17 protein-coding genes and 1 riboswitch are annotated in these 20037 nt (G+C 74.8%); of the genes, 12 read left to right on the top strand and 5 right to left on the bottom strand.

Features of this window, described 5'->3' with window-relative positions:
• The first annotated feature begins 73 nt into the window (after positions 1 to 73).
• Entirely contained in the window at positions 74 to 2551 is a 2478-nt protein-coding gene (locus tag OG559_RS03795; RefSeq protein WP_405112477.1) for a DNA translocase FtsK 4TM domain-containing protein, read from the top strand.
• A 54-nt stretch (positions 2552 to 2605) separates the two neighbouring features.
• Here OG559_RS03795 and OG559_RS03790 read toward each other — a convergent pair whose 3' ends face one another.
• Complete coding sequence (locus OG559_RS03790) at positions 2606 to 2920, bottom strand: DMT family transporter (protein ID WP_405112474.1); 315 nt, start codon at positions 2918 to 2920, stop codon at positions 2606 to 2608.
• A 57-nt stretch (positions 2921 to 2977) separates the two neighbouring features.
• Positions 2978 to 3050, bottom strand: a riboswitch (guanidine-III (ykkC-III) riboswitch).
• A gap of 75 nt (positions 3051 to 3125) precedes the next feature.
• Here OG559_RS03790 and OG559_RS03785 point away from each other — a divergent pair.
• The 7 genes from OG559_RS03785 to pspM all read left to right on the top strand — a co-directional run bounded on the left by OG559_RS03785 (position 3126) and on the right by pspM (position 9840).
• Positions 3126 to 4049, top strand: a complete 924-nt coding sequence (locus tag OG559_RS03785) for an ornithine cyclodeaminase family protein (RefSeq protein ID WP_405112471.1) — start codon at positions 3126 to 3128, stop codon at positions 4047 to 4049.
• A 105-nt stretch (positions 4050 to 4154) separates the two neighbouring features.
• Entirely contained in the window at positions 4155 to 5759 is a 1605-nt protein-coding gene (gene rimO / locus OG559_RS03780) for a 30S ribosomal protein S12 methylthiotransferase RimO (RefSeq protein ID WP_405112468.1), read from the top strand.
• Positions 5760 to 5836: 77 nt separating this feature from the next.
• Entirely contained in the window at positions 5837 to 6430 is a 594-nt protein-coding gene (pgsA, locus tag OG559_RS03775) for a CDP-diacylglycerol--glycerol-3-phosphate 3-phosphatidyltransferase (RefSeq protein WP_405112465.1), read from the top strand.
• 150 nt (positions 6431 to 6580) lie between these two features.
• Positions 6581 to 7162, top strand: coding sequence for a CinA family protein (locus OG559_RS03770; protein ID WP_405112462.1), 582 nt, complete (start codon positions 6581 to 6583; stop codon positions 7160 to 7162).
• Between the two features lie 158 nt (positions 7163 to 7320).
• Positions 7321 to 7776, top strand: coding sequence for a helix-turn-helix domain-containing protein (locus OG559_RS03765; RefSeq protein WP_396674761.1), 456 nt, complete (start codon positions 7321 to 7323; stop codon positions 7774 to 7776).
• Between the two features lie 317 nt (positions 7777 to 8093).
• The gene (locus tag OG559_RS03760; RefSeq protein ID WP_405112459.1) at positions 8094 to 8960 is read left to right on the top strand and encodes a PspA/IM30 family protein; all 867 of its coding nucleotides are present in this window, start codon (positions 8094 to 8096) and stop codon (positions 8958 to 8960) included.
• A gap of 94 nt (positions 8961 to 9054) precedes the next feature.
• Complete coding sequence (gene pspM, locus OG559_RS03755) at positions 9055 to 9840, top strand: phage shock envelope stress response protein PspM (protein ID WP_405112456.1); 786 nt, start codon at positions 9055 to 9057, stop codon at positions 9838 to 9840.
• A 4-nt stretch (positions 9841 to 9844) separates the two neighbouring features.
• Here the strand turns inward: pspM and OG559_RS03750 are convergent, their stop codons facing one another.
• Both OG559_RS03750 and OG559_RS03745 read right to left on the bottom strand, forming a co-directional pair.
• Positions 9845 to 13489, bottom strand: a complete 3645-nt coding sequence (locus OG559_RS03750; protein WP_405116356.1) for a multicopper oxidase domain-containing protein — start codon at positions 13487 to 13489, stop codon at positions 9845 to 9847.
• A gap of 224 nt (positions 13490 to 13713) precedes the next feature.
• Positions 13714 to 14568, bottom strand: a complete 855-nt coding sequence (locus OG559_RS03745; protein ID WP_405112453.1) for a DNA-formamidopyrimidine glycosylase family protein — start codon at positions 14566 to 14568, stop codon at positions 13714 to 13716.
• Positions 14569 to 14676: 108 nt separating this feature from the next.
• Here OG559_RS03745 and OG559_RS03740 point away from each other — a divergent pair, with 108 nt between their 5' ends.
• Positions 14677 to 15960, top strand: coding sequence for a hypothetical protein (locus tag OG559_RS03740; RefSeq protein WP_405112450.1), 1284 nt, complete (start codon positions 14677 to 14679; stop codon positions 15958 to 15960).
• A 121-nt stretch (positions 15961 to 16081) separates the two neighbouring features.
• Here the strand turns inward: OG559_RS03740 and OG559_RS03735 are convergent, their stop codons facing one another.
• Both OG559_RS03735 and OG559_RS03730 read right to left on the bottom strand, forming a co-directional pair.
• Entirely contained in the window at positions 16082 to 16324 is a 243-nt protein-coding gene (locus OG559_RS03735) for a CPCC family cysteine-rich protein (protein WP_350885352.1), read from the bottom strand.
• Between the two features lie 117 nt (positions 16325 to 16441).
• Positions 16442 to 17227 carry an S-adenosyl-l-methionine hydroxide adenosyltransferase family protein gene (locus OG559_RS03730; RefSeq protein WP_405112447.1) on the bottom strand — a complete coding sequence of 262 codons (786 nt, stop codon included), beginning with the start codon at positions 17225 to 17227 and terminating at the stop codon, positions 16442 to 16444.
• Positions 17228 to 17307: 80 nt separating this feature from the next.
• Here OG559_RS03730 and OG559_RS03725 point away from each other — a divergent pair, with 80 nt between their 5' ends.
• The 3 genes from OG559_RS03725 to OG559_RS03715 all read left to right on the top strand — a co-directional run bounded on the left by OG559_RS03725 (position 17308) and on the right by OG559_RS03715 (position 19887).
• Positions 17308 to 17835 (top strand): RBBP9/YdeN family alpha/beta hydrolase, encoded by a 528-nt coding sequence (locus OG559_RS03725; RefSeq protein ID WP_405112445.1) that lies wholly within the window; start codon positions 17308 to 17310, stop codon positions 17833 to 17835.
• Between the two features lie 302 nt (positions 17836 to 18137).
• Positions 18138 to 18359, top strand: coding sequence for a hypothetical protein (locus tag OG559_RS03720; protein WP_405112442.1), 222 nt, complete (start codon positions 18138 to 18140; stop codon positions 18357 to 18359).
• Positions 18360 to 18675: 316 nt separating this feature from the next.
• On the top strand, positions 18676 to 19887 hold the full coding sequence (locus OG559_RS03715; protein WP_405112439.1) for a helix-turn-helix domain-containing protein: 1212 nt from the start codon (positions 18676 to 18678) through the stop codon (positions 19885 to 19887).
• The last annotated feature ends 150 nt before the right edge of the window (positions 19888 to 20037 follow it).

Here is a 20037-nt window from a genome sequence, read left to right as displayed (position 1 = left end):
CGTCCACGCTGCGACACGCGGACACGACCCGGATAAGCGGCGATCCGCCGGGTCCCGCCATTACGGTGACTCTATGGCGGGCCGTACCTCTCAGGCGAGCCGGCGACGCGGCGCGTCGCCGCGTGGCACCACGAACAGTCGTGCCCGTCAGCCGGCGAAGAAGACCACCAAGGCGGCCCCCCGGCGGCGCACCGCCGCAGCGCGCCCCGGCCCGGCGCACCATGTGGGCCGCGCGATCGGCACGGTGTGGATGGGGCTGGCGCACGGCGTCGGCTGGACGGTGCGGGCTGCCGGCCGGCAGGCCGCCTCGGCCCGCGACCTCGACCCGGAGCACCGTCGCGACGGCGGCGGCCTGCTGCTGCTCGGCCTCGCCCTGCTCAGCGCGGTGGCCATCTGGTTCTCCGGGGCCGGCCCGCTGGGCGCCCGGCTCGCGGACACGGTCCGGCTCTTCCTCGGGGCGATCTCGGTCGTCGTGCCCGTGCTGCTGTCGATCGGCGCGTGGCGACTGATGCGCACGCCGGCCGACCCGGAGCACCGCGGCCGGGGCCTGGTCGGCTGGGGGTCCATGCTGGTCGCCACGGCGGCGATGCTGCACATCGGACAGAACCCGGTGGACTCGGTCCAGCGTGACTACGCCGGCGGCCTGATCGGCGCGGGCGTCGGCGACCTGCTGGAGAGCGCCGTGACGGCCTGGGTGGCCGTGCCGCTGCTGCTCCTGCTGCTGGTCTTCGGCCTGCTGGTGGTCACGGCCACCCCGATCAACAAGATCCCGGAGCGGCTCGGGATGCTCGCCGGGGCGGTGGCCGGCACGCCGCCGGCCGTCGACGAGGTCGAGGTCGAGGTGGTGGAGGTGGTCGAGAAGAAGCCGGCCCGCCGCCGCCCGGCCAAGCGCGCCGCGCCGCCGCTGCCCGACCCGGACGACTTCGAGGAGGGGTACGAGGGGGTCGACCTCCAGGAGACGGTGGTGCTGCCCCGCAAGCCCCCGGCGAGGGTGCCCGCCACCCGCAAGCCGGTCGAGCCGCCGGAGCACTCGCCCGCGCCCACCCGGGCCGAGCAGCTCGCGCTCAGCGGCCTGTCCGGCGACTACACGCTGCCGCCGGCCAACATCCTCAGCGGCGGCGCGGCGCCGAAGACCCGGAGCAAGGCCAACGACGAGATCATCGCGGCGCTGACCGGCGTGTTCGACCAGTTCGGGGTGGACGCCGAGGTCACCGGCTTCACCCGGGGCCCGACGGTCACCCGGTACGAGGTCGAGCTGGGGCCGGGCGTCAAGGTCGAGCGGATCACCCAGCTCTCCCGCAACATCGCGTACGCGGTGAAGTCGCCGGACGTGCGGATCCTCAGCCCGATCCCGGGCAAGAGCGCGGTCGGCGTGGAGATCCCGAACACCGACCCGGAGAACGTGGCCCTCGGCGACGTGCTGCGCTCCCGGGTGGCCACCAGCGACCACCACCCGATGGTGGTCGCCCTCGGCAAGGACATCGAGGGCGGCTTCGTGGTGGCCAACCTCGCGAAGATGCCCCATATTCTGATCGCGGGCGCCACCGGGGCCGGGAAATCCTCATGCCTCAACACCCTGCTGGTGTCCATCCTCACCCGGGCGACTCCGGACGAGGTGCGGCTGTTGCTGATCGACCCGAAGCGGGTCGAGATGACCGGCTACGAGGGCATCCCGCATCTGGTCACCCCGATCGTGACCAACGCGAAGAAGGCGGCCGACTCGCTGGACTGGGTCGTCCGCGAGATGGACATGCGCTACGACGACCTCGCCGCGAACGGGGTCCGGCACATCGACGACTTCAACCGCAAGGTGCGCAGTGGGGAGATCACAGCCCCGCCGGGCAGCGAGCGGGAGATGCGGCCGTACCCGTACCTGCTGGTGATCGTCGACGAGCTGGCGGACCTGATGATGGTCGCCCCCCGCGACGTGGAGGACTCGGTCGTCCGGATCACCCAGCTCGCCCGCGCGGCCGGCATCCACCTGGTGCTGGCCACCCAGCGCCCCTCGGTCGACGTGGTGACCGGCCTGATCAAGGCCAACGTGCCGTCCCGGCTGGCGTTCGCCACCTCGTCGCTGGCCGACTCGCGGGTCATCCTGGACCAGCCGGGCGCGGAGAAGCTGCTCGGCCGGGGCGACGGGCTGTTCCTGCCGATGGGCGCGTCGAAGCCGGTCCGGATCCAGGGCGCCTGGGTCACCGAGCGCGAGATCGCCGACGTGGTGAAGTTCTGCAAGGACCAGCGCGAGCCGGAGTTCCGCCCGGACGTGCTGGCCCCGGCGCAGGACACCAGGAAGAAGGTCGACGAGGAGATCGGCGACGACCTCGACCTGCTGGTGCAGGCGGTCGAGCTGGTGGTCACCTCGCAGTTCGGCTCGACCTCGATGCTCCAGCGCAAGCTGCGGGTCGGCTTCGCCAAGGCGGGCCGGCTGATGGACCTGATGGAGACCCGGGGCGTGGTCGGCCCGTCGGAGGGTTCCAAGGCCCGCGACGTGCTGGTCAAGCCGGACGAGCTCGATGAGGTCCTGGCCGGCCTGGGCGGCGCGGGGGACTGACCGCCGGCGGGGCGGGGGGACCGACCGCGCCGGCGGGGCGGGGACCCCACGATGTCAGTGGAAGACCTTCAGGCCGACCACCCCGGCCACCACCAGCAGCAGGCAGAGGATCCGGGGCAGGCTGGTCGACTCGCCCAGCGCCAGCATCCCGACCAGCGCGGTGCCGACCGCGCCGATGCCGACCCAGATGACGTAGCCGGTGCCGACCGGGATCTCGCGCAGCGCGTACGCCAGCCCCAGCATGCTGAGCACCAGCGTGACGGCGAAGACGAGCGAGGGGAGGGGGCGGCTGAAGCCGACGCTGCGGTCCAGTGAGATCGCCCACGCGGTCTCCAGGAGTCCGGAGACCACCAACACGATCCAGGCCATGTGACATCACCTCTGCGGGGGCCCGGACCGCCGGGGACCGGGACGAGTGGGCACAACTCGCGGGCGTCTTGGCCTCACCGGGTACGCCCACCCTCGTCCGGAACGGCCGTTGTCGTGCCTCGGCCACCGCCCCCGACGCTAGCACCATGCCCCGCCCACCCCGCCGATTGACATGAAGTTGAGTTCAAGTACCAGTATTGCCGGTATGACTCTGCTCGTCTCCGACCTGGAGGTCGCCGCCGTCCTCGACGCGTCCACCACCGTGGCCGCGATGCGGGACGCCCTGCTCGCCGCCCACGCCGGCCGGCTGGTCGCGCCGCCCCGGGCGTCCGCCCCGCTGAGCGGCGGCCGGATGGTCCTCACCGCCGGGCAGCTCACCGACGAGTGGTACGGCTACCGCACGTACGACACGTTCGGTCACCCGCAGGGCGAGCAGCTCGTCGTGCTGCACGACAGGCGGACCGGGGCGGTACGGGCGATCGCCGTCGGCGAGGAGCTGGGCTCCCGGCGCACCGGAGGGCTGGGCGGGGTGGCGGTCGACGCGCTGGCCCGGCCGGACGCGGCCACCCTCGGCGTGATCGGCTCGGGCGGGCAGGCGTGGACCCAGGTCTGGGCCACCGCCGCCGTGCGCCCGCTGCGCGAGGTGACCGTGCACAGCCGCTCGGCGGCCCGCCGGGAGGCGTTCGCCGCCCGGGTCCGCGCCGAGCTGGGCGTCCCGGCCCGCGCCGTGGCCACGGCCCGGGCCGCCGTGACCGGCCGGGACGTGGTGGTGATCGCCACCACCAGCCCCACGCCGGTGCTGGACGCCGCCGACCTCGCCCCGTGGGCACACGTCAACGCGGTCGGCTTCAAGCAGCGCGGCCGGGCCGAGTTCGGCACCGATCTGCTGGACGCCGCCGACGTCCTGGTCACGGACTCGCCGGCCCAGGCGATGGCGTACGACCCGCCGATGCTCGCCGCGCTGCCCCCGTACGCGGGGCGGCTGGCCGACCTGGGCGCGGTGCTGGCCGGGGCGGTCCCGGGGCGGACCGGCGCGGACCAGATGTCGGTGTTCTGCTCCACCGGCCTGGCCGGCACGGAGGTCTTCCTGCTCGACCGCCTGGTCCAGGTCGGGGCGGCCCGGCTCTGACGGCGGCCCGGCTCTGACGGCGGCCCGGCACCCGATCCCCGGCTGTCGACGCGGAGGGTGGCGACCGCCGTTGCCAGGCGGCCTCCGCGCGCCCGGTACCCTCGGATGGTGTCTGCCACCTCCCCTTCCGCCAACTCCAGCTCGGCGCGTCCGGCGCCGCGCCGCGACCTGGAGCCGTCGTCCGGCAACTCCAGCTCGGCGCGTCCGGCGCCGGGCCGCGACCTGGAGCCGTCGTCCGACGCCACCGGCCGCCGCGTTGCCCTGCTGACGCTGGGCTGCGCCCGTAACGAGGTCGACTCGGAGGAGTTGGCCGCCCGGCTGCACGCCGACGGCTGGCAGGTGACCACCGACGGCGAGGGTGCCGACGTGGTGGTCGTCAACACCTGCGGCTTCGTGGAGAAGGCCAAGCAGGACTCGATCCAGACGCTGCTGGCCGCCGCCGACACCGGCGCGAAGGTGGTCGCCGCCGGCTGCATGGCCGAGCGGTACGGCCGGGAGTTGGCCAACAGCCTCCCCGAGGCGCAGGCGGTGCTGAGCTTCGACGACTACCCGGACATCGCCGCCCGGCTCGACGCGGTCGTGGCCGGCGAGGCGATCGACGCGCACACCCCGCGCGACCGGCGTGAGCTGCTGCCGCTGACCCCGGTCGCCCGGCGCGACAGCGCGGTCTCGCTGCCCGGCCACGGCACCTCGCGGGCGGCCGTGCAGACCGACGAGCACACCCCGGCTCACCTGCGCCAGGTGCTGCGGCACCGGCTCGACACCGGCCCGGTGGCGTCGTTGAAGCTGGCCAGCGGCTGCGACCGGCGCTGCGCGTTCTGCGCCATCCCGGCCTTCCGGGGGGCCTTCGTCTCGCGTACGCCCGACGAGCTGCTCGCCGAGGCGGAGTGGCTGGCCCGCAGCGGCGTCCGCGAGCTGGTGCTGGTCAGCGAGAACTCGACGTCGTACGGCAAGGACCTGGGCGACCCCCGGGCGCTGGAGAAGTTGCTGCCGCAGCTCGCCGCCGTGTCCGGCATCGTCCGGGTCCGGGTGAGCTACCTCCAGCCCGCCGAGACCCGGCCCGGGCTGGTCGAGGCGATCGCCGGCACGCCGGGCGTCGCGCCCTACTTCGACCTGTCGTTCCAGCACTCCAGCGAGCCGGTGCTGCGCCGGATGCGCCGTTTCGGCTCCACCGACCGGTTTCTGGAGCTGCTGGCCTCCGCCCGCGCCCTGGCCCCACAGGCCGGTGCGCGGAGCAACTTCATCGTCGGCTTCCCCGGCGAGACCCGCGCCGACATCGCCGAGCTGGTCCGCTTCTTCACCGAGGCCCGGCTCGACGCGATCGGCATGTTCGACTACAGCGACGAGGACGGCACCGAGGCCGCCGGCCTGCCCGGCAAGGTCTCCGCCGCCACCATCAAGCGCCGGTACGACAGGCTCAGCGCGCTCGCCGACGAGCTGTGCTCGCAGCGCGCCGAGGAGCGGCTCGGCTCCACGGTCGAGGTGCTGGTCGACTCGGTCGACGACGGCGTGGTCGAGGGCCGGGCGGCGCACCAGGCCCCCGAGGTCGACGGCTCGACCACCCTGGTCGCCCCGGCCGAGGGCGGGGTGGACCTGGCAGCGCTGCGCCCCGGCGACCTGGTGCGGGCGACGGTCACCGCCACGGAAGGGGTGGACCTGGTCGCGGTCCCGGATGAGATGATCTCGGCGGCGCCCGGCGCGGCACGGTGACGGCGGGCCCTGAGAGAGCGGGGGAGCCACGTGGTGCGGCGCCAGGTACGCCACGGCGGCCCGATCGGGGCACGCCGGTGACTCCGGCGGCGGGTTCGACGCCGTCGCCGGTGGTCGCCCGGGTGCCGGTGCTCAACGCGGCCAACGCGCTGACCCTGCTGCGGCTGGTGCTGGTGCCGGTCTTCGGAGCGACAGTCGTGATGTCGGCGATGAGTCACTCCGGGTGGCGGATCGTGGCCTGCCTGATCTTCGTCTTCGCCTCGGCCACCGACCTGGTGGACGGCTGGATCGCCCGCCGCTTCGGCCTGGTCACCTCCGTGGGTCAGGTGGCCGACCCGATCGCCGACAAGGCGCTCACCGGCGCGGCCCTGGTGCTGTTGTCCTGGTACGACCTGCTGCCCTGGTGGGTGACCGCGCTGATCCTGGCCCGCGAGCTGGGCATCACGGCGCTGCGGTTCTGGGTGATCCGGCACGGCGTCATCGCGGCCAGCCGGGGCGGCAAGATCAAGACTGCGCTCCAGATCCTCGCGATCACCTGGTACCTGTGGCCGATGCCGGCCGGCCTCGCCGACGTCGGCCCCTGGATCATGGCCGCCGCGGTGGTCGTCACGGTGGTCACCGGCTTCGACTACATCGCCCAGGCCCTCCGGCTCCGTCGGCCCCGCCCCTGACCGGCCCCCCCAGCCGGCCCCGGCCTCCCCGGTGGTCACGGGGCGGCGGGCGGCCCCGCCCGGCGACCACCACACGGTCGCCGGTGGTGGGCGGGAGGATGCGTGGGCGGGGTGGCGTAGGGCGGCAGCGGCGGGGAAAGGAACGTGGGCATGGAGACGGATGCGGACGGGCGGCGGCCGGTCGGGAGCCCGGCGGCCGGGGTGGTGCACCGCCTCGCGCAGCGGCACGAGACGCTGGCGACCGTGGAGTCGCTCACCGGTGGGCTGCTCTCCGCCTCGCTCGTGGAGATCGCCGGGGTGAGCGGGGTCTACCGGGGCGGGCTGGTCGTGTACGCCACCGAGCTGAAGGCGTGGCTGGCGGGCGTACCGGAGGACCTGCTGGCCGACCGCGGACCGGTCGACCCGGACGTGGCCCTCGCCCTGGCCGAGGGCGGCCGGCGGCGCTGCGGGGCCGACTGGGGGTTGGCCACCACCGGCGTGGCTGGGCCGCAGCCGCAGGACGGCAAGCCGGTCGGGCTGGTCTACGTCGCCGTCGCCGGGCCGGGCGGCACCGAGGTCACCCGGCTCGACCTGGACGGCGGCCGGGACCACATCCGCTCCGCCACGGTGATCGAGGCGTTGCGGCTGCTCGCCCAGCGGATCCACGCGGCGGAGGTGGCGGAGGCGGCGACCGCGCAGGGCACGCCGGCCGCCGACGGGGATCCCGCGACCGCCGCGACGGGCGGGCGCTGAGCGGCCACCGCCAGATGGTGGGGCAGGGTGGGATGTCACCGGGGCCGGCAGCGGGTACGGTTGCGGGAAGGCTCCGACGCGTGTCGTCGGCACCGGGGCGGTACACCGCGCCGGGAACGACCGCCGTCGGAGGGGTGAGACCAGTCAGGGGAGGTGCGATGGTCCTGCTACGCCGGGTGATCGGTGACGCACTGCGGGCGCGCCGGCAGGGGCAGCAGCGCACCCTGCGCGAGGTCTCCTCCGCGGCGAACGTGAGCCTGGGCTACCTGTCCGAGATCGAGCGTGGCCAGAAGGAGCCCTCCAGCGAGCTGCTGGCCGCCATCTGCGACGCCCTCGGTGCCCGCCTCTCCGAGCTGCTCCGCGAGGTCAGCGACACGGTGGCGCTCGCCGAGCAGCTCCCGGGGGTGCTGATGCCGGTGCAGGACGAGCCCGTCGAGCCGGCGCCGGTGGGCCGCGCCTCCGTCCGCAACGCCGCAGGCCGCGGCGTGCGCCAGGTCTCCACGGGCGGCTCGGTGTCGGTGGCGGTGCACCAGGACTCGCCGCTGAAGGCCACCCTGCGCAGCACGCGGGTGCGCCCCGCCGACCGCGACCGCGACGTCGTCTGCGCCGCCTGAACCTGCCCGCCGCCTGAACCAGCCCGTCGGCGGTCCACCCCGGCCGCCGACCCGCCCCGGAGCGCCTCGTCGGCGGAGCCGCGACTCCGCCCGCCGGCCCGACCGCGCGGCAGGTGCGACCCCGGCCACCCGACGACGTGGCCGGGCTTTCCCGCGCCGCGTACTGTTGATCAGACGGCGGCGCGTGCCGCTCGTGGACGTACGGATGCCGGGCTGGCGCCCGGCTGGGACCATGGCTTCACTGCCGCGTGCGACCGCCGGCCGGACCGCCCGGCACGGTCGGGGCGGCGCGACTCTACTGAGGGGATACCGCGGAGATGGCGAACCCGTTCGTCAAGGGCTGGAAATACCTGATGGCGCTCTTCGGTGCCCGGATCGACGAGCACGCCGACCCCAAGGTGCAGATCCAGCAGGCCGTCGAGGAGGCGCAGCGTCAGCACCAGGCGCTGGTCCAGCAGGCGGCGGCGGTGATCGGTAACCAGCGTCAGCTGGAGCTGAAGCTGTCCCGGCAGATGTCCGAGGTCGAGCGGCTCCAGGGCAACGCCCGGCAGGCCCTGGTCCTCGCCGACCAGGCCCGGGCCCGCGGCGACGAGGCGGAGGCCGGCAAGTACGAGCAGTCCGCCCAGATGCTGGCCACCCAGCTCGTCTCGGCCGAACAGGCCACGGAGGACCTGAAGACCCTGCACGACCAGGCGCTCGGCGCCGCCGCGCAGGCCCGCCGGGCGGTGGAGAACAACTCCATGATCCTCCAGCAGAAGCTGGCCGAGCGCACCAAGCTGCTCAGCCAGCTGGAGCAGGCCAAGATGCAGGAGAGCGTGGCCCGCTCGCTGGAGTCGATGTCCTCCCTGACGGCCTCCGGCAGCACCCCCTCGCTGGACGAGGTGCGGGACCGCATCGAGCAGCGCTACGCCACCGCGATGGGCCGAGCCGAGCTGGCCGGCAACTCCGTCGAAGGCCGGATGCTGGAGATCCAGAAGGCGTCCCTTGACTCGGCCGGCTCGTCCCGGCTGGAGCAGATCCGTTCCAGCATGGCGGGCGAGCAGCTCGCCGGCCGGCAGGACCGCGCGGCGGGGCAGGGGCAGGCCGCTCCGAGCGCCGACCCGGCCGCCGCGGCCCGGCTCGACCAGATCCGGGCCAGCATGGGCCAGGAGCGCGGCACCGGGGACACCACCGCCGCCGGCTGAGCGGCACCAGCGCCGCTGGTCGGGCGGCACCAGGGCCGGGCGGGCCGGGCGGCGTCAGCGTCGTCGGCCGGGCGGCCGGAGTGAGGAGGCACGCATGGCAGACGAGCGGGCACGGTACTTCCGCGAGCTGCGCCGGCTGCGGCGGGGCGCCCGCCGGTGGACCGTCCTGGGCGGCGGCCTGACCGGGGCGGCGGCCGTGCTGACCCCGTACGCCGGGCTCGGACTGCCCGACGCGGCCTGGGCCGGCGCCGCGGGCAGCGCGGTGGCCCTGGCCGCCTGGCGCTGGCTCGACCTGCGGGCCCACGCGGCGCGGCCGGCGCCCCCGGCGCTCGACCCGGCCGAGGCCGCCGCCCGGTCCCGGGCCCGGCTGGTCGCCGCCGTGGAACGACTTCCGGCCGGGCAGGGGGTGCTGGCCGAGGTGCGCCGGGCCCGGTCCCGGCTGGCCCTGCGCGGCACCAGCGTGGCCGAGCCGTGGGCCCGGCTGGACCGGGCCGCGCTGACCCTCGGCGGGATGACCGGCCAGCTGACCGGGCTGGCCGAACCGGCCGTGCTGGAGGCCGCCGCCGCCGACCGTTCGCTGCGCGAGCTGGCCGGGCGGGTGGCCAGCGTCGAGCGGGCCCTGCGGCTCGCCCCGGCCGACGCCCGGGCCCCGCTCGCCGGCGCCCACCGGGAGCTGTCCGGGCAACTGGAGAGCGGGGTGTCCGCGTACGAGCGACTGGTGGTGGCCGCCGCCGGCTACCTGGCCGAGGACGCCCGCCCCAGCAGCGAGCACGCCGCCGCGTCCCGGCTCGCCGAGGCGACCGACCTGCTGCACGGGGTGGCCTCGGCGCTGGCCGAGCTGCGCACGGTCGGCGACCCCCTGCGCGCCCCCACCCGCTGACCGCTCAACCGGGGGTGCTCACCGCCACCGGCGGGGTGAACGGCGAGCTGCCGATCACGTTGAACGACCGCACCCGGTAGTGGTACGTCACGCCCCGGGCCAGGCCGGTGTTGGTGAACCCCCGCCCGTGCACCGTGAACGCGACGACCTCCCGCTCGAACGCCGGGTCGAGGGCCCGCTGCACCACGAAGCCGGCCCCCGGCCCGCCCGGTGGCCCGGCCGCCCAGGTCAGCGCCACCGTCGCCGTGTCGGGCGCGGGGGCGCTCCCGGCGCCGGCCAGCGCCGTGGGCGGTGCGGGGCGGGGCGGAGTGGTGACGGTGGCGACGGTCGACCACGGCGACGCCGCCCCCAGGTAGGTGGTCCGCACCCGGTAGTAGTAGGTGGTCTCCGCAGCGACCACGGCGTCCACGTGCTGCCCGCCCACCCCGATCGCGGTGGTAACCGGCCCGCTGGTGAACGTCGGGTTGGTGGCCCGCTGCACGTCCACGCCGGTGGCGAAGGAGCGGTTCGCCCAGCGCAGCGCCACCCGCGGCGGCGCGGCCGGCGGGATCGCCGCGACCAGCCCGGCCGGGGCGGCGAGCCGGACCGCCGCCGGCACCCCGTTGGACCAGGCCGAGCAGCTCACCTCGTTCTCCGCCCGGATCCGGTAGTGGTACGTCACCCCCGGGGTGACCGTCGCGTCGGTGTACCGGTTGGCGGCGGCGGCCACCGTGATCGCGATGACCCCCTCGGTGAACGCGATGTCGGTGGCCCGCTGGAGCAGGTGGCTGCGGGCCTGCGGGTGGCTGCCGTTGCCGGTCCAGGTCAGCACGATCGCCGGCAGCACGGTCGCCGACCCGGCCATCGGCGTGGCCGTCAGCCCGGTCGGGCCCCTCGGGGCGACCCGCAGCACCAGCGGGCGGCTCATGCCCTGGTCCCGGTGGCCGCCGAGCTGGCTGTGCCAGCGGTACTCCCAGCCCATGTTGACCAGCTGGTTCACCACCGCCGCAGGCCGGCCGTCGAGCGGGCTGACCGGGGTCGAGCCGATCCGGGCGCCGGCCGGGCGCGTCGGGTCGAGCAGCCGGACGCTGTCGCCGAGCTTGAACGGCAGGACGGGCGCGACGGGGCGCAGCGCCACGACCACGTCCTCCCGGGGGTTCACCCGGACCGTCTCCTTCCAGCCCAGCTCGTTGGCCTCCGGCAGGCGGATCGTGCCGTCCCGGCCGACGCGGTTGACGAGCTGCACGTCGCAGCCGCCGACGTGCACGGGGTGGGTCTGGCCGGCGTCCCCGGTGATCCGCCACAGCTGGGTGCCGTCGGCGGTCGCGCCGACCGGGACCGTCGGGTCGGCGATCACCAGGGTCTCGGTGGCCGGGTCGACGGGCCCGAGCGGCAGGGTCACCGGGCCGAGCGGGCCGGCGTTCGGGTGGGCGACCCCGAGCCGGCCGGCCACCCGCCCGTACGCCGGCTCGAACACCTGCCCCACCGCCTTCACCGCCAGCGGCAGGGTCACCGGTACGGCGGCCCCGGCCGGCGTGAAGCTGACCGAGGTGGCGTACGCCGTGACCACGGTGTCCCCGGCCGTGCGGGTGCCGAACGCGGCGTCGTACGCCGGCTGGGGCACGATCGGCGGGCGCTGGCTGGCCGCGTACGCGGCGGGCAGCCGGTCGGCGAGCCGGGCCAGGTCGAACGGCTCGGCGGGCTCACCGGCCACCCGGAACTGGAGCAGGGTGCGGGTGTTCGGCCCGTACCCGGGGCGGGTGCCGGCGATCCCGCCCACGGCGGTGCGGTCCGGCGCGCCGGTGTGGTGGTCGTAGCGGGGGTCGAACCGGGGCAGCGGGGCCGGGCAGTCGTTGTACAGGATCACCGTGGCCCCGGGCGGGACGGCGGAGAAGTCGACCACCACGTCGGCCCGCTCCCCGGGGGCGAGCAGCAGGGCGTGCCCGTCGACGTTCAGCACGGTCGGGTCCTGCCGGTCGTACCGGTAGCCCACCGGGCGGTTGGGCAGCACCACCGGGGCGGGCAGCAGCCCGCACTCGTTGCCGACCTGGACGAACTCCGGCCCGGCCGCGGCGGGGTCCGGCACCCCGCCGTCGCGGCCGTCCGTGGGCCAGTGCGCCGGGCGGCCGGGGGAGCGGACCGCCTCCACCATCGGCACCTCGCCCGCGTCGGCGTCGCGCAGCTCGCCGTCCGGGCCCCACATCGGGCCGTCCGAGCGGGCCCGGTAGAGCTGGAGGTTGAGGCCGCGGTCCGCGCAGGCGTTGAGGATCCGGAACCGGTACGCCCCCGGCGTCACCGTCAGGTACGGGTAGGCGACCCCGTTGACCAGCGGGGTGTCGCCGTACGCCGCCGGCACCGCCGACGGGTGCGGCACGCCCGGGGCCAGCGGCGGCTCGTCGGGGGCGGCGACCGGATCGTGGTGCGGGTTCGGCGCCGGCCCGGCCGGGCGGCCGTCGGTCTCCGGGTCCGGCCCCGGTCGGGTGGCCGCCTCCCGGCCCGGCGGGGGGCCGGTCCACGGGCCGTAGTCCCAGCGGCCGGTCGGGTTGCCGCCCGAGGCCCGGTACGGGTTCTGCCGGGGCTGGTAGACGTGCGGGTGCCACAGGCTGCCCCGGGCCCCCCAGCGGTCCCGGTCCCAGGTCGGGTCCTGGGCGGCGAGCTGGGTGTCGTCCGGCACGAAGGTGCGGTCCTGGATCACCAGCGGCAGCTGCTCGGCGGGCAGCACGCCGTCGGCGACGAGGCGCTCCTCGGCCGGGTCGGCGAGCAGGTAGAGCGCGAGCTGACCGGAGTGGACGGTGAGCCGGGACAGGCCGAGCGTGTTGTCGTGCAGCCACATCAGCCGGCCGCTCTGCTCGTTCGGGTAGTACAGGGTCGTCGCCCCGGGGCCGGGCGGCGGCATGTCCGGCACGTGGGTCAGCCCCACCCCCGTCGGGTACGGGGTGATCTCGCCGGCCGGGGTGACCCACTGCCACGGGTTGCCGGCGCTGATCCAGCCGGTCTGCCCGCCGTACAGGTGCGGCACTGCCCGGTTCTGCGGGTACGGCGCCGGCCCGTCCAGCGGCCCGGCCCCGGCGCCGTCGAGGGTCGGGTCGACGGGCAGGAACAGGTCGCCGGCCCGCCCGGTGGGGAGCTGGTTGATGAACTTGATCCGTACCGGCCGGCCCCGCCTGGCCACGATCACCGGCCCGAGCAGGTACGGCCGGTCGGGCGGGGCGACCGTGTTGTGCCCGGCGCCGTCGGTGCCCAGATTGAGCTGCCGGTAGCCGCGTAGTCGGGTGGCGGGCAGGTCGCGGTGCAGGCGCTGGGCGTACTCCTGGAGACCGATCTCGTAGTAGTCGCAGCCCGGCCAGGTGATGGTGTCGGGGACGGCCACCGGCAGGTACCCGCCCAGCTCGGTGCGGCCCGCCTCGCCCGGGCCCGGCAGCGCGTCGACGAACTTGCGCAGGCCGGTGCCGGGAACCGTCCCGCCCCGCCCGTCGGGGACCGGCAGCGGGCTGGTGGCGAAGTTGGGCACCGGCCCGAAGCTGCGCGGGACCGCGGCCGGGTCGAGGCTGGCCGGGACGGGGGCCGCCTCCTCGGCGGCCCGGGCCGCCGGCACGGTCGGCCCGACCTCCCGGCCGGTGCGGGCGGCCCGGTCGGCGAGGTTGGGGCGCAGTCTGCGGAACAGCACGATGGCTCTCCCCGGGATCGAGGCGCGCCGGCCGCCACCCCCTTGGGACGGCCGTCGCGCCTTGTTGACGATCGGTGAGCACTCAACCGCAGCATGCGACGCCGGACCCCTGGTTAGGAACTACCCAATCGTCCGTATCTGCGGGCGTCCCGGACCCTGGGACCGGCGCGTCGGGGCAGGTCAGGGTGTCGGCCGGCCCGCTCGCCGGGGTCAGGAGGGCGTCGGGGTCAGGAGGCCGCCGGTCGGGGCGGCGCGGCACCCGGCGGGCCGGGCTGGCAGCCCGGGCACCAGTAGGTGACCCGTTCGCCCAGCTCCTCCTTGCGGATCGCGGTGCCGCACCGGCGGCAGGGCTGCGCGCGCCGGCCGTACACGTAACTGGTCCGCCCCCGGTGCAGCGAGCCGGTGGTGCTCTGCGTCCACCGTCCCCGGTTGGCCGCCAGCAGCCTCTGCGCGAGCGTCACCGTGCCGGCCAGGTCGGGCACCGCGCCGACCCGGGTCCACGGCGAGATCCCGCGCAGGAACAACACCTCGCACTTGTACAGGTTGCCCACGCCGGCCAGGTTGCGCTGGTCGAGCAGCGCCTCCCCGATCGCCGCCTCCGGGCGCGCGGCGAGCCGGCGGACCGCCTCGGCCGGGTCCCAGTCGGCGCCGAGCAGGTCCGGCCCGAGGTGCCCCACCAGCGCGCCCTCCTCGGCTGTCCGTACCAGCGCCAGCTCGTGCAGGTGGTATCCGACGGCCACCGCGTCGGGGCCGCGCAGCACCGCCCGGATCAGGTGCGCGGGCCGGGCCGTCCAGCGTTCGCCCGGCGCGTACGCCCGCCAGGCCCCGTCCATCCGCAGGTGCGAGTGCAGCGTCCAGCGGGTCGTCCGATCGTCACCGGCGGCCGGGGCGTCGACCGGCTCCGGGGCGGTGAGCCGGAGCAGCAGGTGCTTGCCCCGGCTGGCCGACTCGCGCACCGTCCAGCCGGTCAGGTCGGTGGTGGCCAACTGCGGCACCCGAAAATCGCAGCCGGCGAGCCGGACCCCGCCGAGGGCGCGGTGCAGGACGCGGGCGGTGTTCCAGACGGTGTCACCTTCGGGCACCCCGCCATTCTCCCTCCCCGAACGGGATTCGCGTGTATCGCCATTTGTACGGAGGTTCCCATCGATCGAGCGAAAGGCAACGATCAGGGTGTTCTGAGGAGGAACAACGTGAATTGTCCACGTACTCCCGTCCGTAGCCTCGTCCTCTCCCCGCTGCTCGCCCTCACGCTCCTCTACCTGGCCGCTGTCCCCGTACCGCCCGCCTCCGCCCCGCTGCCGGCGGCCTTCGCCGGACCGGCCGCCGCGTCTCCCCGTGCCGCCGACGCGGTCGCGCCGACCGAGCGGTGGGACGCCGACCTCTCCCGCGCCGACGGCCTCAACGCCCGCTGGGCCGGCGGAGGGCTCCGGCTGTCCGACCGGACGCCGCGCGCCGTCACCTCCGCCGCCCTGGACCGGCACGCGCCGGTCGCCGAGGGCGCGTACCTGAGCCCGGAGCGCGCCCTGACCCGACCCGCCACCCGGGTCCGCGCCGAGGTGGACGCGGACGCCGGCCCGGACGCCGCGGTGGAGGTCCAGGTGCGCGGCCGGCACGACGCCGGCTGGACCGAGTGGCGCACGGCCGGCCCGGCCGCCGTCTTCGACCAGCCGGTCACCCGGGTCCAGGCCCGGGTGCTGCTCACCGCCCGCGCCGCCGGGGCCACCCTGGCGGTACGCGCAGTCCGGCTCACCGCCGACCGGGCGGCCGTCGCCGCCGCGTCCACCCCCGGCCGGGTCTACCGGGTCTACGCCACCCGGATCGGGCTGGTCGGCGGGACCACCGCCAACGGGCACGTCGTCACGTCCCGCGACCACTTCGCGGCGCTGCCGTCCCGGCGCTCGCTATCCCCGCGCGGCACCGGCGACTACACCCTCCGGGTCTGCACCACCAGCGGCAGCCGCTGCGAGTACGCCCCGGTCTGGGACGTCGGGCCGTGGAACACCCGGGACGACTACTGGAACTCCGCCGCCGTCCGGGAGAACTGGAAGGACCTGCCCCAGGGCCGACCCGAGGCGCAAGCCGCGTACCAGTCCGGCTACAACGGCGGCCGGGACCAGTTCGGCCGGACCGTGCTGAACCCGGGCGGCGTCGACCTCGCCGACGGCACCTTCTGGGACGGCCTCCAACTCACCGACAACGCCTGGGTGGACGTCGCGTACCTGTGGACCGGCACCGGCCCGCACGGCGTGATCGGTTCCGGCCCGCTCAACCTCCGCACCGGCCCCGGCACCGGGTACGCCGCCCGTGGCCTCGCCGCCACGTACGCCCACGTGCCGATCCAGTGCTACGTCACCGGCCAGACCGTCAGCGGCACCTACCGGACCACGAACCGGTGGAACCGCCTCGCCAGCGGGCAGTACGTCAGCCACGCGTACATCTCCGCCGTGTACGGCGGCGCAGCCCCGCGCTGCTGACCGCTGCCGGCCAGGGCCGGGGCGCTCGCGTCCTGGCTCCTCGCGTCCTGCTCCTCGCCCGGTCCCGCGTCGGCGCGGCGTCCGGCGTCGCCCCGGCCCGTCCCCACGTTCCGGGGGCGGGTCAGGGGCGTTCCTCCGGGCGGGCCGGGCGCACGATGTCCTGGTAGCGGGGGTGGCTGGCGCCGTAGATCGCGAAGTTGAGCCGCGCGAGGGACAAACTCAGGTCGCCGTTCGGGCCGCCCCGGACCACGTCGGCGTCGGCGTCACCCTGGCCGTCGTCGGTCCAGAAGCAGACCGGGCAGGTGCCGCCCCCGGTTTTCGATGCGCAGCAGGGGCATGCCGACGGAACCCATTGTTCACCCACCGGAAGAGCATTCCACAAGCGGCCACCGGGCATCAGTCCGGCGGTGGTCCGATTTCGTCACCCACCGAACGGCTGTTCCCGACCGTTCCCCCGACCGCCTCCGGCCCCGTGTCGTGCTCAGGCGGTGGCGGTGACGGCCAGCAGGTCACCCGGCCCGGCCGCGAGCACGTCGACGGCCCGGCCGCCGTTCACCGCCACCGCGACCCGGCCGGCGGAGTCCACGTGGACCACCAGCTCGCCGGGCGGGGCATCGCCGAAGGTCCGCCCGTGCGCCGCGGCCCGCCCGGCCACCCACACCCGGGCCGGCAGCCCGGCCAGCAGGTCGCCCGGCGCGGCGAGCTGCACATTGCCGAAGTGGTCCACGGTCAGCACCTCGGCGGTGAAGCCGTCGGGGCCGGGCCGCACCACCGGCTCGGGGAGCCGGACCAGGTCGGCGGGGTCGACCGCCGGGCCGGCGTCGGAAAGCGACGCGCCGAGCGCCAGCCGGGCCGCGACCGGGACGAAGAGGTCCCGGCCATGGAAGGTGCGGGACACCTCGGGGGCCAGCCACTGTGGGTTGGTCAGCTCGACTGCCGCCGTGACGCCACCGAGCGCGGTGGCGGCGTCCAGCAGCAGCCCGTTGTCCGGCCCGACCAGCAGCCCGCCCGGGGTGGCCAGGCCGATCCCGCGCCGGGCGGTGCCCACCCCCGGGTCGACCACCGCGACGTGCACCCCGACCGGCAGGTACGGCACCGTCTGGGCGAGCACGGCCGCGCCCCGGCGCACGTCGGCTGGCGGCACCAGGTGGGTCACGTCGATCACCCTGGCGGCCGGGGCGATCCGCCCGATCACCCCGTGGCAGGCGGCAACGAACCCGTCGGCGAGGCCGTAGTCGGTGGTCAGCGAGATCCAGACCACGGGCATCCTCCTCGTACTCGGGTGTCTCCCCTGCCGCCCTCAGCGCGGGGCGGCGCGACTGTCGGTTCGACGCTAACCTCTCGGCCGTGACCCGTGTGCTGCTGGTGCCCGGCCGGAACGAGCCGCTGCCCGGCCACTGGCAGGAGTGGCTGCGCGGCCGGGGCCCGGAGCGCCGCTGGGTCCGCCACGCCGAGCGCGGCCGGTACGGGGCCGAGGACCGGGTGGCCGCCCTCACCGCCGCGCTGGACGAGACGGCTGAGCCGACCGTGCTGGTGGCGCACAGCGCCGGCTGCCTCACCGTGGCGCTCTGGGCGCGCGGCGGCCCCGGCCCGGTGCGTGGGGCGCTGCTGGTCGCCCCGCCCGACATCGACGAGCCGTGGACGGACGGGGAGTCCTCGATGCCGGCGCTGCCCGACGATCCGCTGCCGTTCCCGTCGATCCTGGCCGCCAGCCGCACCGACCCGATGATGGCGTACGAGCGGGCGGCGCACCACGCCGGGCGGTGGGGGTCCGAGCTGGTCGACCTCGGCGACGCCGGGCACGTCACCACCGCCGACGGCTACGGGCCGTGGCCCCTGGCGGAGGAGTTGCTCGCCCAGTTGATGGGCCGCTGACCCCTTCAAGGAGCCGCGCGAGCGCTGCCGTCCACCGTGAGGTCGAGCGACAGCAACCACGACGTCGATTCCGGCAGGCTGCTCGCGATCAGCCGATCATCGTGCCCGACGGGACACGGGCGGCTTTGCCCGCTACGAGATGCCCCCGGCCGGGCAGAACCGGTGGACGGTGGTTCCGATCGCGAGCTGGGCCGGCGGGTGGAGCACGCGTGGTTGACGTACCAGCACGCGCACTGACCGCAGTTGGTGCGGCTGGTGTCCGACCTGCTGGCGCTGTTGTCCAATGTGCTCGAATAAGGCCCATGATCCGACAGCGTGTTTTGGCCGCCCTATTGCTGCTGATTGCGTTTGTGGCGTTGGCTCTCTCGCACACTTTTCCGTTCCTGGACGATCTCTCCGAGCTGGAGGAGACGGCGATCGTGTTCCTCGGCGCGGGGTGCGGACTGGCAGGTGTGTGGCTCTGGTTGCGCAAAACGCCGGGATCGCCGACGCCGCGTGCGGCCGACGACGGTGGGAGCCACTGATCGCTGGATTCAGCGCTCCCGCTGTCGACGGCCGAACGGTGACGGTGCTGCTGGTGGTACCGACCTGATGAGGGTGGCAGTGTGCTACTCAGCGACGAACACGCCGCCGCCCGGCAGCGTCTCAAGGGAGCCGCGCTGACCGCTCTTGCGACGCTCCCGGCTATTGGCATCGAGGGGAGGGTTGCGCTAGCGCGTTGGCCGATCAAGGTTGGCCTCGGCGAAACGGCATGGAGGGTTACGAGTTTCGACGCTCATGAGTACCGTGAGAGCGGCGGCGGCCTGGGCTGGCCGTGCGTCGCCCCAGTAGGAGGTCGGGATGGACGCCATGCCGGAGCTGACCTTCGGGCAGCGGTTGAAGCTCTACCGTGAACGTTCGGGCAAAACCCGTGCGGTGCTGGGCGGGCTGGTGGGCCGCAGCGCGGAGTGGGTGAAGGCCGTGGAGACCGATCGCATCCTGCCACCGCGGATCCACATGCTGGATCGAATCGCCCGCGCGCTGAAGGTCGACGTTTCGGCCTTGGTGGGGGAGCTGAGTGACCGGTCCGCCATCGTCAACGGGCCGGAGCATCCGGCGCTCGCCTCCGTCCGCGATGTCGTCAACCATTACGTGTTGCCCGGTGATGCGACCGCTCAGCCGTTGGAGCAGATCAAGGGACGCCTTGCCGCAGCCTGGCGGGCACGTCATGAGTCTTCGGACCACCGGACGGTGTTGGGAGCCTTGCTGCCGGATCTGGTCCGGGATACCCAGCGTGCCGCGTTGACGTACGAGGGAGACGACCGTCGTCAGGCACACGCGCTACTGGCCGAGGCCCTTGGGCTGGCCCAGATGTACCTTGCCTATCAGCCTGCAGCCGAGCTGATCTGGCGCGTCGCCGACCGGTCGATGATGGCGGCACAGGAGTCCGGTGACCCGGAGGCGCTGGCTCGCGCGGGCTGGTTCCTGTGTCAGCTCCATCGGGACTGCGGGGACTGGGATACCGCAATAACGGTGACGCTCGACCTCATTTCGGCGCTCGAAGCGCGAATGGCCGACGCGAATGTGAACCTGTTCGCGCTGTGGGGTGCCCTGAACTTCGAGGCCGCCTACATCGCTGCTCGGGTGGGAGAGGAGGGCCGGGCCTGGCGGTACTGGGACCGTGCCGACCAGGTGGCACAGCGACTGCCGCAGGGTTTCTATCAGCTACAGACGTCCTTTTCGCGGATCATCATGACCGCTCATGCGGTCACCCTTGCCGTCGAGTTGCAGAAGCCGGGTGAGGCTGTGCGGCAGGCCGATCGCCTCAATCCCGCTGCCATTCCATCGAGGCCGCGACGTGCCCGGCACCTGATCGAGGTGGCTCGCGGGCACTTCAGCAAGGGCGACAACAAGTCCGTCGTGGCAACTCTTCGGCAGGCGTACGACTCTGCGCCGGAGACGATCCGCTTCAACGGCTACGCCCGGCAAATCACCCTCGACCTGCTCGACGGGCCCCGGTCCGCGCGTAACGGCGTGCGCGACCTCGCACTGAAGGTCGGCCTCATCTCCTGACCCAGGGGTAGGAACCTTACCCATTTTGCACCGCCACGCTGCGTAGGTTTTCCCTCACGAGATGCGGTTGGGTGGTGCGGGTCTCGCCTGCTCGTCGCATCTCTCTCAGTTTCCGGTGATGAGGCGAAGTGCCCTCATGGCCGACAGGGG

Source organism: Micromonospora sp. NBC_01405 (genome assembly GCF_045040155.1).
Taxonomy (GTDB): domain Bacteria; phylum Actinomycetota; class Actinomycetes; order Mycobacteriales; family Micromonosporaceae; genus Micromonospora.
Note: the sequence above shows the minus strand (reverse complement) of the source record. Positions and strands in the feature narration are given on the sequence as shown.